This window comes from Pseudomonas sp. BW7P1 (assembly GCF_024981055.1).
In the GTDB taxonomy this organism is placed as follows: domain Bacteria; phylum Pseudomonadota; class Gammaproteobacteria; order Pseudomonadales; family Pseudomonadaceae; genus Aquipseudomonas; species Aquipseudomonas bananamidigenes.
The window spans coordinates 5,755,976-5,771,136 of the sequence record NZ_CP103374.1; the positions used below are offsets into that span (position 1 = coordinate 5,755,976).

At 61.6% G+C, this 15,161-nt stretch carries 13 protein-coding genes; 11 read left to right on the plus strand and 2 right to left on the minus strand.

The window, feature by feature from the left end; translation table 11 throughout:
- Positions 1 to 15 precede the first annotated feature (15 nt).
- Complete coding sequence (locus NWV16_RS26040; protein WP_260521271.1) at positions 16 to 990, plus strand: serine/threonine protein kinase; 975 nt, start codon at positions 16 to 18, stop codon at positions 988 to 990.
- A gap of 66 nt (positions 991 to 1,056) precedes the next feature.
- Positions 1,057 to 1,944, plus strand: coding sequence for an EamA family transporter RarD (gene rarD, locus NWV16_RS26045; RefSeq protein WP_260521272.1), 888 nt, complete (start codon positions 1,057 to 1,059; stop codon positions 1,942 to 1,944).
- Between the two features lie 225 nt (positions 1,945 to 2,169).
- Here rarD and NWV16_RS26050 read toward each other — a convergent pair whose 3' ends face one another.
- A complete protein-coding gene (locus NWV16_RS26050) occupies positions 2,170 to 2,688 on the minus strand; it encodes a glycine cleavage system protein R (RefSeq protein WP_260521273.1) in 519 nt (172 codons plus the stop codon).
- 454 nt (positions 2,689 to 3,142) lie between these two features.
- On the opposite strand from NWV16_RS26050, the gene NWV16_RS26055 reads away from it, so the two are divergent.
- The gene (locus tag NWV16_RS26055) at positions 3,143 to 5,320 is read left to right on the plus strand and encodes a malate synthase G (RefSeq protein WP_260521274.1); all 2,178 of its coding nucleotides are present in this window, start codon (positions 3,143 to 3,145) and stop codon (positions 5,318 to 5,320) included.
- A 63-nt stretch (positions 5,321 to 5,383) separates the two neighbouring features.
- Here NWV16_RS26055 and NWV16_RS26060 read toward each other — a convergent pair whose 3' ends face one another.
- Positions 5,384 to 5,848, minus strand: coding sequence for a response regulator (locus NWV16_RS26060; RefSeq protein WP_119427617.1), 465 nt, complete (start codon positions 5,846 to 5,848; stop codon positions 5,384 to 5,386).
- 259 nt (positions 5,849 to 6,107) lie between these two features.
- Here NWV16_RS26060 and NWV16_RS26065 point away from each other — a divergent pair, with 259 nt between their 5' ends.
- The 8 genes from NWV16_RS26065 to NWV16_RS26100 all read left to right on the plus strand — a co-directional run bounded on the left by NWV16_RS26065 (position 6,108) and on the right by NWV16_RS26100 (position 15,100).
- The gene (locus tag NWV16_RS26065) at positions 6,108 to 8,042 is read left to right on the plus strand and encodes a putative nucleotidyltransferase substrate binding domain-containing protein (protein WP_312846914.1); all 1,935 of its coding nucleotides are present in this window, start codon (positions 6,108 to 6,110) and stop codon (positions 8,040 to 8,042) included.
- Positions 8,039 to 8,746, plus strand: a complete 708-nt coding sequence (locus tag NWV16_RS26070; protein ID WP_260521276.1) for a PolC-type DNA polymerase III — start codon at positions 8,039 to 8,041, stop codon at positions 8,744 to 8,746. Before NWV16_RS26065 ends, NWV16_RS26070 begins: the two co-directional genes overlap by 4 nt.
- A 113-nt stretch (positions 8,747 to 8,859) precedes the next feature.
- On the plus strand, positions 8,860 to 9,378 hold the full coding sequence (locus tag NWV16_RS26075; RefSeq protein WP_260521277.1) for an RNA polymerase sigma factor: 519 nt from the start codon (positions 8,860 to 8,862) through the stop codon (positions 9,376 to 9,378).
- Positions 9,375 to 10,346 carry a FecR domain-containing protein gene (locus tag NWV16_RS26080; RefSeq protein ID WP_260521278.1) on the plus strand — a complete coding sequence of 324 codons (972 nt, stop codon included), beginning with the start codon at positions 9,375 to 9,377 and terminating at the stop codon, positions 10,344 to 10,346. Before NWV16_RS26075 ends, NWV16_RS26080 begins: the two co-directional genes overlap by 4 nt.
- Before the next feature lie 154 nt (positions 10,347 to 10,500).
- Positions 10,501 to 12,927 carry a TonB-dependent siderophore receptor gene (locus tag NWV16_RS26085; RefSeq protein WP_260521279.1) on the plus strand — a complete coding sequence of 809 codons (2,427 nt, stop codon included), beginning with the start codon at positions 10,501 to 10,503 and terminating at the stop codon, positions 12,925 to 12,927.
- 74 nt (positions 12,928 to 13,001) lie between these two features.
- Positions 13,002 to 14,132 (plus strand): PepSY domain-containing protein, encoded by a 1,131-nt coding sequence (locus tag NWV16_RS26090; protein WP_260521280.1) that lies wholly within the window; start codon positions 13,002 to 13,004, stop codon positions 14,130 to 14,132.
- Entirely contained in the window at positions 14,129 to 14,308 is a 180-nt protein-coding gene (locus NWV16_RS26095) for a hypothetical protein (protein WP_065259090.1), read from the plus strand. Before NWV16_RS26090 ends, NWV16_RS26095 begins: the two co-directional genes overlap by 4 nt.
- A 162-nt stretch (positions 14,309 to 14,470) precedes the next feature.
- Complete coding sequence (locus tag NWV16_RS26100; RefSeq protein WP_260521281.1) at positions 14,471 to 15,100, plus strand: glutathione S-transferase; 630 nt, start codon at positions 14,471 to 14,473, stop codon at positions 15,098 to 15,100.
- Positions 15,101 to 15,161: the final 61 nt, after the last annotated feature.

Here is a 15,161-nt window from a genome sequence, read left to right on the forward strand (position 1 = left end):
CGCGCAGGAGTCAGCATGGCCCACCCGTTTGAAACCCTCACCCCAGACCTCGTGCTCGATGCCGTCGAAAGCATCGGTTTTCTCAGCGACGCGCGCATCCTGCCGCTCAACAGTTACGAAAACCGCGTCTATCAGATCGGCATCGAAGACGCCGAACCGCTGATCGCCAAGTTCTATCGCCCGCAGCGCTGGAGCAACGAAGCCATTCTCGAAGAACACCGGTTCACCTTCGAACTGGCCAACGTCGAGATTCCGGTGGTGGCGCCACTTGTCCACAACGGCCAGACCCTGCACGAACACGCCGGTTTTCGTTTCACCCTGTTTCCCCGACGTGGTGGCCGGGCGCCGGAGCCCGGCAATCTCGATCAGTTGTATCGTCTCGGCCAGTTGCTCGGGCGCATGCATGCGGTCGGCGAAACCAGGCCTTTCGAACATCGCGAAGCGCTGACCGTGAAGAACTTCGGCCATGACTCGCTGCGCACTTTGCTGGAAGGCGACTTCATCCCCAAAAGCCTGTTGCCGGCCTATGAGTCCGTCGCCCGCGATTTGCTCAAGCGGGTGGAAGACATCTACGCCGCCACGCCGCACCGGAACATCCGCATGCACGGCGACTGCCACCCCGGCAACATGATGTGCCGCGACGAGATGTTCCACATCGTTGACCTCGACGACTGTCGCATGGGCCCGGCGGTGCAGGACATCTGGATGATGCTCGCCGGCGACCGTCAGGAATGTCTCGTACAGCTGTCGGAATTGATGGACGGTTACAACGAATTCCATGATTTCGATCCGCGCGAACTGGCGCTGATCGAACCGCTGCGCGCGCTGCGCCTGATGCATTACAGCGCCTGGCTGGCCCGACGCTGGGACGATCCGGCGTTCCCCCACAGTTTTCCGTGGTTCGGCAGCGAGCGTTATTGGGGCGATCAGGTGCTGGCGTTGCGTGAACAGCTGGCGGCGTTGAATGAAGAGCCGTTGAAGCTTTTCTGACACGACACGTCTATACAACTGCCCGTACAATCACCGCTTTGTCAGTTGCCTGAGCAAGGACTCTGCATGCAAGCCGCCAACCCGCGTCGCGGGTACATTCTGGGCCTGAGTGCCTACATCATCTGGGGCCTTTTCCCGCTTTACTTCAAAGCCATCGCTGAAGTGCCGGCGGTGGAGATCATCATTCACCGCGTGCTGTGGTCTGCGCTGTTCGGCGGGCTGTTGCTGCTGGTCTGGAAACATCCGGGCTGGTGGCAGCAACTGCGCGACAATCCGAAACGCCTGGCGATTCTTGCACTCAGCGGCACGTTGATCGCGGCCAACTGGCTGACTTACGTGTGGTCGGTGAACAATGGCCGGATGCTTGAAGCGAGTCTGGGTTACTACATCAACCCGTTGGTTAACGTGCTGCTGGGCATGCTGATCCTCGGCGAGCGTCTGCGGCGGATGCAGTGGATCGCCGTCGGCCTGGCTGCCGTGGGCGTGGCGCAGCAGGTGTGGCAGGTCGGCAGTCTGCCGTGGGTGTCGCTGGTGCTGGCGCTGACTTTCGGTTTCTACGGACTGATCCGCAAACAGGCGCCGGTCAAGGCGTTGCCGGGGCTGGTGGTGGAAACCTGGATGCTGGTGCCGATTGCCCTCGCGTGGCTGCTGCTGAATCCGACCGCTACCAGCGCCCAGGCCACCTTCTGGACCACCTCCGAAGCCTGGTGGCTGGTGGCGGCCGGACCGGTGACGCTCATTCCGCTGGTCTGCTTCAACGCGGCCGCACGACACCTGCCTTACACCACCCTCGGTTTCCTCCAGTATCTGGCGCCGACCCTGGTGCTGCTGCAAGCCGTGTTGCTGTTCGGCGAGCACTTGTCGTCCAGCACGCTGATTGCGTTCATGTTTATCTGGGCCGGTCTGGCGGTGTACAGCGTCGATGCGTGGATAAGTCTGCGCCGGCGCAGTTGATCAAAAAACAAACACCCCTCCAAAGGCCACGGTTCTCGTGGCCTGCACCGTTCCTTCCCAAGGTTATCCACAGCGTGATCCCCGCCGTTTGTGCGCAAGTCACTGAATGCTGGCGGTTTTTTGATCAATCTTGGCAAAACCACGGCGGACGTGGCCTGGAAGGCAGTCTCTACAGGTTATCCACAAGCGGATGCACGTTATCACTGGATAACCTGCCACGACATTTCATTCCTCTGCACGCAAACTCAATTCCACCATCAAGTCATCAGCCAGGGTCTCCAGACGTGATTTCAACACGTCCAGCGACAAGGTGAGCGGCAAGGCCAGAATCGCCTCGGCATGAAACAACGGCTCGCTGCTCATCGGCGCCGGACGTACTTCGGTCACCAGTCGTTCGAGGTTCACGCCCTGTTCGCTCAGTAATCGGGTGATGTCACGCACGATGCCCGGACGATCATTCCCCACCAGCTCCATGGTGATCGGCTTCCAGGTGCACGCCTGTTCGATTCCGCTTTCGGCCACCAGCACACGAATGCCCTGTGCCGACAGCGCCTGTAAGGCATCGACTAATTCATCGTAAGCCTCCGCTGGCACCCCGACTCGCAGAATCCCGGCGAACTGCCCGGCCATCCGTGACATGCGGCTTTCCAGCCAGTTGCCGCCGTGCTCGGCAATGCATTGGGCGATGCGCTCGACCTGTCCGGGCTTGTCCGGCGCGAAGACGGTGAGTACGAGGTGATCCATGGCGCAGCCCTCTTCTCATGACGCTTGTAGTGGAAAACCAAGTATAGGCAAGGGTTCGAGCGGCGCCTCAGACGCTCGAAATCACAAATCGTGTACAACTTTTTATATTTAACTGGAACAATCCATTGGTTTTTTGAGAACATCCCGTTCCGCGCCGTGACCGCAATGCGTCATGGGGTCGCAGAACGACGTAATTAGTCTGATTTTCACAACCGCAAGTCATCATGTAGTATGCCGCAGCGCGCACTACATAACGTTGGATCGATGTCTGCCCAAGGCACGTTCGCAACCCTGAAAGCCCTGTCAGCAAGGCCCCCAAGCCGTTGATTGGTCCCAGCCCAGCCGCCAGCGATGGCATGTACTGGTCGAGGGGTTTGTGGTTTAAATGGCCAGAGGCTTCATTGTTAAATTGAAGAGCTGAAAAGCGAAATAGCTGAGCAGAGTGAGGCAAGCAATGACTGAACACGTTCAAGTCGGTGGCCTGCAGGTCGCCAAAGTCCTGTTCGACTTCGTAAACAACGAAGCCATTCCCGGTACCGGCCTCACCGCCGACAAATTCTGGGAAGGTGCCGACAAGGTCATTCACGACCTGGCGCCGAAGAACAAAGCCCTACTCGCCAAACGCGACGACTTCCAGGCCCGTATTGACGGCTGGCACCAGAGCCGTGCCGGTCAGCCGCACGACGCCGTGGCCTACAAAGCCTTCCTGCAAGAGATCGGTTATCTGCTGCCAGAAGCGGCTGATTTCCAGGCAACGACGCAAAACGTCGATGACGAAATCGCCCGTACCGCCGGCCCGCAACTCGTGGTTCCGGTGATGAACGCCCGCTTCGCCCTCAACGCCTCGAACGCCCGCTGGGGCTCGCTGTACGACGCCCTGTACGGCACCGACGCCATCAGCGAAGCCGGCGGCGCGGAAAAAGGCAAAGGCTACAACAAGGTGCGCGGCGACAAAGTCATCGCCTTCGCCCGTGCCTTCCTCGACGAAGCAGCGCCACTGGCGGCCGGCTCCCACGTCGACTCCACCGGTTACAAGATCGCTGACGGCAAACTGGTCGTCACCCTCAAGGGCGGCAGCAACAGCGGCCTGCGCAACGACGCACAACTGATCGGCTTCCAGGGCGACGCATCGGCACCGATCGCGATCCTGCTGAAGAACAACGGTCTGCATTTCGAAATCCAGATCGACGCCAGCACCCCGGTCGGCCAGACCGACGCCGCCGGCGTCAAAGACATCCTGATGGAAGCGGCACTGACCACCATCATGGACTGCGAAGACTCCGTCGCCGCCGTCGATGCCGACGACAAGGTGGTGATCTACCGCAACTGGCTGGGCCTGATGAAGGGCGACCTGGCGGAATCCGTGACCAAGGGCGGTCAGACCTTCACCCGCACCATGAACCCGGATCGCACCTACACCAGAGTCGACGGCAGCGAACTGACGCTGCACGGCCGCTCGCTGCTGTTCGTGCGCAACGTCGGTCACCTGATGACCATCGACGCGATCCTCGACAAACACGGCAATGAAGTACCGGAAGGCATCCTCGACGGTCTGGTGACTTGCCTGGCGGCGATGCACAACCTGAATGGCAACACCTCGCGCAAGAACACCCGCACCGGTTCGGTCTACATCGTCAAACCGAAGATGCACGGCCCGGAAGAAGCGGCGTTCACCAACGAGCTGTTCGGTCGTATCGAAGACGTGCTGGGCCTCAAGCGCAACACCTTGAAAGTCGGGATCATGGACGAGGAACGCCGCACCACGGTCAACCTCAAGGCTTGCATCCAGGCGGCCAGCGAGCGCGTGGTGTTCATCAATACCGGTTTCCTCGACCGCACCGGCGACGAAATCCACACATCCATGGAAGCCGGCCCGATGGTGCGCAAGGCTGACATGAAGGCCGAGAAATGGATCGGTGCCTACGAAAACTGGAACGTCGATATCGGTCTGAGCACCGGCCTGCAGGGTCGTGCGCAAATCGGTAAAGGCATGTGGGCGATGCCCGACCTGATGGCAGCGATGCTCGAACAGAAAATCGCTCACCCGCTGGCCGGCGCCAACACGGCCTGGGTTCCGTCGCCGACCGCCGCCGCGCTGCACGCGCTGCACTACCACAAGGTCGACGTGTTCGCCCGTCAGGCCGAACTGGCCAAACGTGCCCGTGCTTCGGTCGATGACATCCTGACCATCCCGCTGGCGGTCAACCCGGACTGGACGCCGGAGCAAATCAGGAACGAACTGGACAACAACGCCCAAGGCATTCTCGGTTACGTGGTGCGCTGGATCGATCAGGGCGTGGGTTGCTCGAAAGTGCCGGACATCAACGACGTCGGCCTGATGGAAGACCGTGCAACGCTGCGCATTTCCAGTCAGCACATCGCCAACTGGCTGCGCCACGGCATCGTGACCGAAGCGCAAGTGATGGAAAGCCTCAAGCGCATGGCGCCGGTGGTGGACCGTCAGAACGCCAACGATCCGCTGTACCGTCCGCTGGCGCCGGACTTCGACAGCAACATCGCCTTCCAGGCGGCGGTCGAACTGGTAATCGAAGGCACCAAACAGCCGAACGGTTACACCGAGCCGGTCCTGCACCGTCGTCGGCGCGAGTTCAAGGCCGCCAACGGCCTGTAACCTGCGCGGACGCCGGACATGAAAAAGCCCTGATCTTCAATCAGGGCTTTTTCGTTCGGGCCGCTATACCCAGGGCTCGATCCCCAATTCATGTTTGACCAGCCCAAGCAACTTCGCCGTATCAATCGGCTTGAGCAGAAAATCCACCACGCTGAGGTGCATTGCCGCGATGGCATCCTTCACCGATGCATCGCCGGAGACAATGATGATCGGCAGTGCGGCGCGTTCAGATTCCCGCACCCGCCGGATCAATTCCAGCCCTCCCACATTTCCCATGCGCAGGTCAGTGATCACCAGCCCGATCCGTCGCCGGTTATCCGTATCGGGCATCAACATCCTCAGCGCTTCTTCGCCGCTGGCGGCCGTTACGCAGTCAATGCCGTCCAGACCGAGAATATCCGCCAGCAGTTCTCGAGCGTCCTTGTCGTCATCGACGATCAAAACCCGCTGAGGAGGCAATTCGGGCTCGAACATCAGCTCCCGCAGCGCCTCCTGTTCGGCGTCGCTCAAAATATCGTGGTCGGACATGGCGTTCTCTACATTCTCGAAATCGATCCTCTGGCACAGTGGTCAGACATCGCCGGGCAGAGCTTCAATGTGCACTTCGTCGGAAACTTTTCCAATAGGTGAACCGAAGAAATTCCGAGTATTTCTGTAGGGTATGTCCGAAACCGCCCGACGGTCGTGAAAACCTAGACTTACGTCCAATGGGCACCCCGCGCCGGGGAGCCGACCATGGCTGCAACGATCCGATAACAACAATTCGAAAAAGACTGCGGTAATGGTTATGAGTAAAGCGGACGCCTTCACCCAGGCAGGGAAAACCGCGGTGTTGCAGAACATTCAGGGCACATTGCAATTCCTTCAGCGCTTCCCCCCTTTCAATCAGATGGAACACGCCCACCTCGCCTATCTGGTGGAACAATGCCAACTGCGCTTTTACGGTCAGGGCGAAAGCATCATCAAGCCCGCCGACGGGCCGGTCGAACACTTCTATATCGTCAAGCAGGGCCGGGTGGTCGGCGAGCGTCCGCACACGGCCAAGGGCGGCACCGAAACCACGTTTGAAATCACCACCGGCGAGTGTTTTCCCCTCGCCGCGCTGCTCGGCGAGCGGGCGACTCGCACCGAACACCTCGCCGGCGAAGACACCTTCTGCCTGCAACTGAACAAACCGGCGTTCATCAAGCTGTTCGCCCTCTCCAATACTTTCCGCGATTTCGCCCTGCGCGGGGTGAGCAGCCTGCTCGACCAGGTCAACCAGCAGGTCCAGCAAAAAGCCGTGGAAACCCTCGGCACCCAGTATTCGCTCAATACCCGTCTCGGCGAATTGGCCATGCGTCATCCAGTCACCTGCAGCCCGACCACTGCGCTACGCGAAGCGGTGAAGCTGATGCACGAGCAACAGGTCGGCAGCATCGTCGCGGTGGATGAGCACAAGGCGCCGCTGGGGATTTTCACCCTGCGCGACCTGCGTCATGTGGTGGCTGAAGGCATTGGTGATTTCAGCGACCCCATCGAACGCCACATGACACCCTCGCCGTTCTATCTGTCGCCGGATCACAGCGCCTTCGACGCGGCGATTGCGATGACCGAGCGACACATCGCCCACGTCTGCCTGGTCAAGGATCAGCGATTGTGCGGCGTGGTTTCCGAACGGGATCTGTTTTCGCTGCAGCGGGTCGATCTGGTGCACCTGGCGCGCACCATCCGCAGCGCCCAGCGAGTTGAACAACTGGTGAATCTGCGTGGCGAGATCGGCCAACTGGTGGAGCGCATGCTGGCTCACGGTGCGTCCTCGACCCAGATCACTCACATCATCACCCTGCTCAACGATCACACCGTATGCCGGGTGATCGAGCTGACCCTCGCCGATAAAGGTGACCCCGGTGTGCCGTTCAGTTGGCTGTGCTTCGGCAGCGAAGGCCGGCGCGAGCAGACCCTGCACACCGATCAGGACAACGGCATTCTGTTCGAAGCCCGGGATGCCGCGCATGCGGCGGAGATTCGCGGCAAGTTGCTGCCCATTGCGCAACAGATCAATAACAGTCTGGCGCAATGCGGCTTCACCCTGTGCAAGGGCAACGTCATGGCCGGCAATCCGCAATTGTGTCTGTCCCGCGCCGAATGGGCCCGGCGCTTTGCCGCGTTCATCCGCGAAGCGACGCCGGAGAACCTGCTGGGCTCCAGCATCTATTTCGATCTGCGGGTGGTCTGGGGCGACGAGCAGGGCTGCGCGCAGCTGCGTCGGGGCATTCTGGATCAGGTCGGCGACAATCGACTGTTCCAGCGAATGATGGCCGAGAACGCCCTGCGCAACCGTCCGCCAGTGGGGCGATTCCGTGAGTTTGTGCTGACGAAAAAGAACGGCGAGAAAGCCACGCTGGACCTGAAGATCCAAGGGCTGACGCCATTTGTCGATGGCGCACGCCTGCTGGCGCTGGCCAACGGCATCGACGCCAACAATACCCTCGAACGCTTTCGCCAACTGGTGAACAAAGACGTCATCGACCGGCTGGATGGCGCGGCATACGAAGAGGCCTACCACTTCATCCAGCAGACCCGCCTGCAACAGCATCAGTTACAGACGCGGGAAAACCTGCCGTACTCCAACCGGGTCGATCCCGACAGCCTCAATCATCTGGACCGGCGCATCTTGCGCGAATCCCTGCGCCAGGCCCAACGCCTGCAAAGCAGCCTGACCTTGCGGTATCAGCTATGAACCTGTTCTCGTGGCTGCGTCCGGCCAGCCCGGTCCTGGCGGACGATCTGCAACGACGGCTGGAGAAACTGCCGGTGATCCGCGACCTGAGCGAGTGCAGTCTGCGCGAGCAACGCTGGGTGGTGCTGGACCTGGAAACCACCGGGCTCAATCTGAACAAGGATCGGGTGCTGTCGATTGGCGCGGTGGTGATCGAGGACGGCGCCATCGACTTCGGCCAGCAGTTCGAACGGACCCTGCAATGTCGTGAACTCAAGGTCAGCCCCAGCGTTTTGATCCACGGTCTGGGGCCGAATGCGATTGCCGCCGGCAGCGAACCGGCCGAGGCGCTGGTCGACCTGCTGGAATTCATGGGGAACAGTCCGGTACTGGCATTTCATGCACCCTTCGATCAACACATGTTGGGCCGGGCCATGAAAGAACACCTGGGGCACAAGCTGCAGCAGGTATTTCTCGATGTGGCCGACATCGCGCCGCTGGTTTGTCCGCAGGCGCACATCCGCGAAGCCGGTCTGGACGATTGGATCAACTGGTTCAGGCTCGATGTGTTCGAGCGTCACCATGCCAGCGCCGACGCACTGGCAACCGCGGAACTGGCGTTGATTCTGTTCAGCCGCGCGCGTCAGCAACAGATTCACAGCCCGCTGAATCTGCAGCAACGCCTGAGTCAGTGGAAGCGCCGTCAGCAGACACATTCGTTCTGAGGTCCAGGGTTGTCGCCCCGAGAACCCGACCGGTGGCCAATTGCTAACCATTCCCACCTCTGCCACAATCGCGAACAATTCTCGTTGGTTAACATTTCCCAGTCGGTGCCTTCGTGTCGTCAGCCCAAAGCCCTCACAGTGAGCTCGTCGGTGCGTTGTATCGCGACCATCGCAGCTGGCTGCTGGCCTGGCTGCGGCGCAACGTGGCCTGCCCGCAACGTGCAGAAGACCTGAGCCAGGACACCTTCGTCCGTCTGCTCGGCCGTGATGAACTGTTGACGCCCCGCGAACCCCGGGCGTTTCTGGTGGCGATCGCCAAAGGCCTGTTGTTCGACTACTTCCGTCGTGCCGCGCTGGAGCAGGCCTATCTCGCCGAACTGATGTTGATTCCCGAAGGCGAACAGCCGTCGGTGGAAGAGCAGCAACTGATTCTTGAAGACCTCAAAGCCATCGATCGCCTGCTCGGCCAATTGTCGACCAAGGCCCGCGCCGCATTCCTCTATAACCGTCTGGACGGTCTGACCCATGCCGAGATCGCCGACAGACTCGGCGTGTCGGTGCCGCGTGTACGCCAGTATCTGGCTCAGGGCATCCGCCAGTGCTACATCGCCCTGTACGGTGAGCCGACGTGAACCCGGCCAGTTCCAGACCCGTCCCGGCCCATGTGCTGGATGCCGCGATCGCGTGGCAGTTGACCCTCGATTCCAGCAGCCCGCTGGAGCGCGAAGAGTTCGCCAAGTGGCACGCCGCCCACGAAGAGCACGCCCGGGCCTGGCGCCAGTTGGGCATGCTCGATCAGCGTTTCAGTGTGGCCAACGGCCCTGCCCGCGCTGCGTTGCTGCAATCGCGCGAAGGTATCCGGCGGCGTGTGCGCAAACTGGGCAGCGGTCTGGCCAGCGTTGTCGCGGTGATCGGTCTGTCGCTGTTTGCCGCAGAACACTACCTGCCACTGGATTACTGGCTCGCCGACCAGCGCACCGCCACCGGCGAACAACGCACCGTGCGGCTGGCGGACGGTACCGTGATCAATCTCAACACCCACAGCGCCATGGACGTGCGCTTTGATGACAAACAGCGGCTGGTGGTGTTGCAGGACGGCGAAATCCTCATCGAAACCGGCCATGGCGATGCGCGACCGTTTATCGTCGAAACCCGCGAAGGCCGCATGCGTGCGCTGGGCACGCGGTTTCTGGTCAAGCGCGAAGAACAGGGCACGCGCCTGAGCGTGTTGCAGTCGGCCGTCGCTGCACATGCGCAAACCGACCCGCAGGAGCAGATCCTGCGCGAAGGCCAGCAAGTGTTGATTCGCGACAACGGGCTGGACGCGGTTGCGACGCTCGGCCCCGGCGCCGATGCCTGGACTCGCGGCATGCTGGTGGTGGACAACGCGCGCCTGGCCGATCTGGTGCACGAACTCGGCCGCTATCGTCGCGGCCATCTGGGCGTCGCGCCGGACGTCGCCGATTTGCGCATCACCGGCAGTTTCCCGCTGCACGATACCGACAAGGCCCTGAACGCCCTGTTACCGACCCTGCCGGTGCAGATCGAACAGCACACCCCCTGGTGGGTCACCGTGGCCAAGGCTGAGCCGAAGCCCTGATAAAAATCCCGTTCCCCCCTGAAAACGGACTTTCAGCTGACTTCAGCCACCATGCCGTCCGTTAATCGAAATTATTTTCATCCAGCCCTATCACTTTTCGAATCTCGTCCGGCACACAGGCAATTGAGAAATATTTCCATTCAGGAGCCGCCGTATGTCCCGTTCGCTAGACACCTTGTTGCGCCCCAGTTTGCTGGCGGTCGCCATTGCCCTCTGCACACCGCTGTCCAGCAGCCCGTCGATCGCGGCTGAACAGGCATCGAGCGTTCGCGCCTACAACCTGCCGGCCGCACCACTGGCGACCACCCTCAATCAGATCGCCAGCCAGGGCGGCCTTGCGCTGTCGCTGAGCCCGGCACTGGCCGCAGGCAAGACCTCGGCCCCGGTCAATGGCCAATATGATGCGGCGGGGGCCCTGCGCGCAGCTCTCCTGGGCACCGGTCTGCAACTGCAACAGAGCAGCGCCGGAACCTACACGCTGGTTGCCGTGCCGGATGGCGTGATGGCGTTGCCGGAAACGTCCGTGATCAGTGTGGAAAACATGGAAAGCGCCTGGGGCCCGGTCGAGGGCTACACCGCCACCCGCACCGCCGCCGGCACCAAGACCGATACCGCACTGGTCGAAGCACCGCGCTCGATCTCCGTCGCCACTCGCCAGCAGATGGACGACCGCAGCGTCCACAGCCTCGATGACGCCGTGCGCTACATGCCGGGTATCACCGCCAGCAGCTATGGCAGCGACACCCGTTCCGACTGGCTGCGGGTGCGTGGTTTCGAACCGACCCAGTTCCTCGACGGCCTGCCACTGCCCAAAGGCGTGTACGCCAACCCGAAACAGGAAACCTGGAACCTCGACCGCCTCGCCCTTCTGCGCGGCCCGGCCTCGTCGGTTTACGGCCAGACCCCGCCGGGCGGTCTGCTGGACATGGTCAGCCGCCGTCCGAGCGATGTGCAGAGCAGCGAGATCCAGTTGCAGTACGGCAGCGACAATCACCGTCAGATCAACTTCGCCAGCACGGGCAAGATCGACGACGCCGGGCAATTTCTCTACGGCCTCAGCGGTGTGGTGCGCGACAGCGGCACGCAGATCGACCATGTCGATAACAAGCGCTACAACATCGCGCCGAGCCTGACCTGGAACATCGACGACGACACCAGATTCACCCTGCTGACCCAGTTCACCCGCGACGATACCGGCATCACCAGCCAGTTCCTGCCGGTGCAGGGCACCAAGATCGACATGCCGTTCGGCAAGGTGTCCCATCACAAGAACCTTGGCGATCCGGACTGGGAATACTACGACCGCACTTACTACGCATTGGGTTATGCCTTCGAACATCGCCTGAACGATGTGTGGCAGTTCAAGCAGAACCTGCGCTACACCAAGTCGGACCTGTCGTTCCAGAGCCTGACTCCGGGTTCGTATCCGTACACCCAGGTGGACGACGCCGGCAATGTCGGTCGTACCAGCACCAGTGTCGAAGAGGACATCAGCCAGTTCGCCGTGGACAACAACTTCCAGGCCGACTTCGCCACCGGTGACATTCGCCACACCCTGTTGCTGGGTCTGGATCACCAGCGCAGCAACACCAACTACACCTCGATCTTCGGTGACGGCCTGACCACCAACGTGCTCAAGCCGATCTATGGTCAGCCGATCGTGCGTCCGGCGCGCTCCACCGCGTTCTACGACTACGACCAGAAGACTTACCAGACCGGTCTTTACGTGCAGGACCAGATGGCCCTCGACCAGTGGCGCCTGACCCTCGGTGGCCGTGAAGACTGGGTGCACACCGGCACGAAGTTCATCAACAAGGGCGATGCGACCAACACCGACCGCGACAAGGCCTTCAGCGGCAACGCCGCACTGAGCTACGTGTTCGACTCGGGCTTCGTGCCGTACCTTTCCTACGCCGAGTCCTTCCAGCCCACCAGTGGCGCCGACGCCTCCTCCACGGAATCGCTCAAGCCGACCGAAGGCAAACAGTGGGAACTGGGGATCAAGTACCAGCCACCGGGCAGCAAAACCCTGCTCAGCGCTGCGGTGTATGACCTGACCCAGAAAAACGTCTCGGTGAGTTCCTTCGTCAATGGTGTATCGATCACCAGCCAGACCGGCGAAGTGAAGGTCAAGGGTCTGGAACTGGAAGCCACCTCCGACGTCACCGACAACCTGAAAGTCATCGCCGCCTACACCCTGGCCAAGTCCGAAGTGCAGAACGGCGTCGACAAGGGCAACCGCCTGCAACTGATGCCGAACCAGCAGGCCTCGCTGTGGACCGACTACACCTGGCACAGCGGCGTGCTCGATGGTTTCGGTATTGGCGGGGGCGTGCGCTACACCGGCAACACCTACGGCGACAAGGCCAACACCTGGCTGGGCAAGGCGGACGCCTACACCGTGTTCGATGCCAGCGTGCATTACGATCTCGGTCGTCTGGACAACAGCCTCAAAGGCGCATCGGTGGCAGTCAACGCCACCAACCTGTTCGACAAGGACTACATTTCCACCTGCGACAGCTTCTACTGCTATTACGGCGACCAGCGCAGCGTCGTCGCCAGTGCCACCTACAAGTGGTAAACGCGTGAGCTGAAACAGGCCCTGCAACCAGGCCGTCCCTCGTGGACGGCTTTGGTGCTTTTGAAGGTCATGAAATGAAAAGTAAAACAATCCGTCGCTGGTCGTTCATCCACACCTGGACCAGCCTGATCTGCACCGTGTTTTTGCTGCTGCTGGCCCTGACCGGACTGCCGCTGATCTTTCATCATGAGATCGAGCATCTGCTCGGTGACGCCCCCGAAGTGCGGGAGATGCCGGCCGACACGCCGCACCTCGACCTGGCGCAACTGGTGCAGGCCGCCGAGGCCCATCGCCCCGGCGAAGTCGTGCAGTACTTCGGTTTCGAAGACGACGAGCCCAACGCCGTGCTGACAATCATGGCGAAGACCCCCGGCACCGAGCCGAATTCCTCGCACACCTTCATGCTCGACGCCCGCACCGGCGAAGTCCTGGAAACGCCCGCGGCGAACGGTGGACTGATGCTGTTCATTCTGCGTCTGCACGTCGACCTGTTCGCAGGCCTGCCGGGCAAGTTGCTGCTGGCGTTCATGGGTGTGCTGTTCGTGGTGGCGATCGTCTCCGGGACGGTGTTGTACTTGCCGTTCATGCGTCGCCTGGATTTCGGCACCGTGCGCCAGGACAAATCCACCCGACTGCGCTGGCTCGACCTGCACAATCTGATCGGCGTGGTGACCCTGACCTGGGCGCTGGTGGTCGGCGTCACCGGGGTCATCAGCGCCTGTGCCGACCTGATCATCGCGGCCTGGCGCAACGACTCGCTCAACGCCATGATCGCGCCCTACCGCGATGCCCCGCCGCTGATTCACCTCGCCCCTGCCACCCGCCTGCTGGACATCGCCGGCGAAGTCGCACCGGGGATGAAACCGGACTTCATCGCTTTCCCCGGCACGCGGTTTTCCAGCGAGCACCATTACTCGGTGTTCATGAAGGGCGGCACCCACCTGACTTCGCATCTGCTGACGCCGGTGCTGATCGACGCCAGCACCCTGCAGGTCACGGCGGTGGCCGAACGACCGTGGTACATGGACGCCATGGGCATGTCGCAACCGCTGCACTTTGGCGACTACGGCGGCATGCCGATGAAGATCCTCTGGGCCACCCTCGATGTGCTGACCATCATCGTTCTCGGCAGCGGCGTGTACTTGTGGCTGGTACGGCGCAAGGCGGCAAAACCGGTGGCGGAAACGGCGGAGGCTTCGGCATGAAACCGCGTCAGTCGAACTTCTGGAAAGTCTTCAGCACACCGCTGGTGATCGCGTTGCTCAGCGCGGCGGGGCTGTTCGCCGCACTGCTGGGCGACGGAATCTGGGACGGCTTGAGCTGGATCGGTCTGGGTGTGCCGGCCGCCCTAGCCCTGCGCGGCCTGCTGTGGCGAAGCTGAAAAACCCGTGGGAGCGAGCCTGCTCGCGATAGCGTCTGTTCATTCACAATCCAGGCGACTGACAGTCCGCTATCGCGAGCAAGCTCGCTCCCACAAAAGGCTTGAGCCAAGGCGCTGACAGGCTATGCTGCCCGTTCATTGCCCTTGACCGAGACCCTGCCGATGTCCGCTCCCAGCATGACCCTGTTCCACAACACCCTGTCCCCGTTCGTGCGCAAAGTCATGGTGCTGCTGCACGAGACCGGCCAGCAGGATCGCGTCGCCCTGCAGGAATGCGTCCTGACACCGGTCAGCCCCGATGCTGCGCTGAACGACGACAACCCGCTGGGCAAGATCCCGGCCCTGCGTCTGGCCGACGGCAATGTCATTCATGACAGCCGGGTGATCCTCGACTACCTCGACCACCAGCACGTCGGCAATCCACTGATCCCTCGCGACGGCTCGGCCCGCTGGCGGCGCCTGACCCTGGCCTCGATGGCCGACGGGATCATGGACGCCTCCGTCCTGGTGCGTTACGAGCAAGTGCTGCGCGCCCCGGAGAAGCATTGGGACGAATGGCTCGAAGCCCAGCGCAACAAGATTCGCCGCACCCTGGCGCTGCTGGAGCGCGACGCCATTGCCGAGTTGACCAGCCATTTCGACATCGCCGCGATCAGCGTGGCCTGTGCGTTGGGCTATCTGGATCTGCGCTTTGCGGATTTCGGCTGGCGTGAGGCCAACCCGCAACTGGCCCACTGGTACTTCGAGGTGAGCCAGCGGCCGTCGATGATTGCGACGATGCCAAAGGTCTGAAGCCCGGCGCGGGAGGCAATGACGCACATATCAGCGTCATCAATACCTCGGCCTCCCGCTG

Excerpts from the sequence above, each read along its gene's own strand:
- NWV16_RS26040 (WP_260521271.1), top strand. The coding sequence starts at position 16 with ATGGCCCACCCGTTTGAAACCCTCACCCCAGACCTCGTGCTCGATGCC.
- NWV16_RS26085 (WP_260521279.1), top strand. The coding sequence starts at position 10,501 with ATGTCCCGTTCGCTAGACACCTTGTTGCGCCCCAGTTTGCTGGCGGTC.
- NWV16_RS26050 (WP_260521273.1), bottom strand. The coding sequence starts at position 2,688 with ATGGATCACCTCGTACTCACCGTCTTCGCGCCGGACAAGCCCGGACAG.
- NWV16_RS26065 (WP_312846914.1), top strand. The coding sequence starts at position 6,108 with ATGAGTAAAGCGGACGCCTTCACCCAGGCAGGGAAAACCGCGGTGTTG.
- NWV16_RS26090 (WP_260521280.1), top strand. The coding sequence starts at position 13,002 with ATGAAAAGTAAAACAATCCGTCGCTGGTCGTTCATCCACACCTGGACC.
- NWV16_RS26055 (WP_260521274.1), top strand. The coding sequence starts at position 3,143 with ATGACTGAACACGTTCAAGTCGGTGGCCTGCAGGTCGCCAAAGTCCTG.
- NWV16_RS26070 (WP_260521276.1), top strand. The coding sequence starts at position 8,039 with ATGAACCTGTTCTCGTGGCTGCGTCCGGCCAGCCCGGTCCTGGCGGAC.
- NWV16_RS26095 (WP_065259090.1), top strand. The coding sequence starts at position 14,129 with ATGAAACCGCGTCAGTCGAACTTCTGGAAAGTCTTCAGCACACCGCTG.
- rarD (WP_260521272.1), top strand. The coding sequence starts at position 1,057 with ATGCAAGCCGCCAACCCGCGTCGCGGGTACATTCTGGGCCTGAGTGCC.
- NWV16_RS26100 (WP_260521281.1), top strand. The coding sequence starts at position 14,471 with ATGTCCGCTCCCAGCATGACCCTGTTCCACAACACCCTGTCCCCGTTC.
- NWV16_RS26060 (WP_119427617.1), bottom strand. The coding sequence starts at position 5,848 with ATGTCCGACCACGATATTTTGAGCGACGCCGAACAGGAGGCGCTGCGG.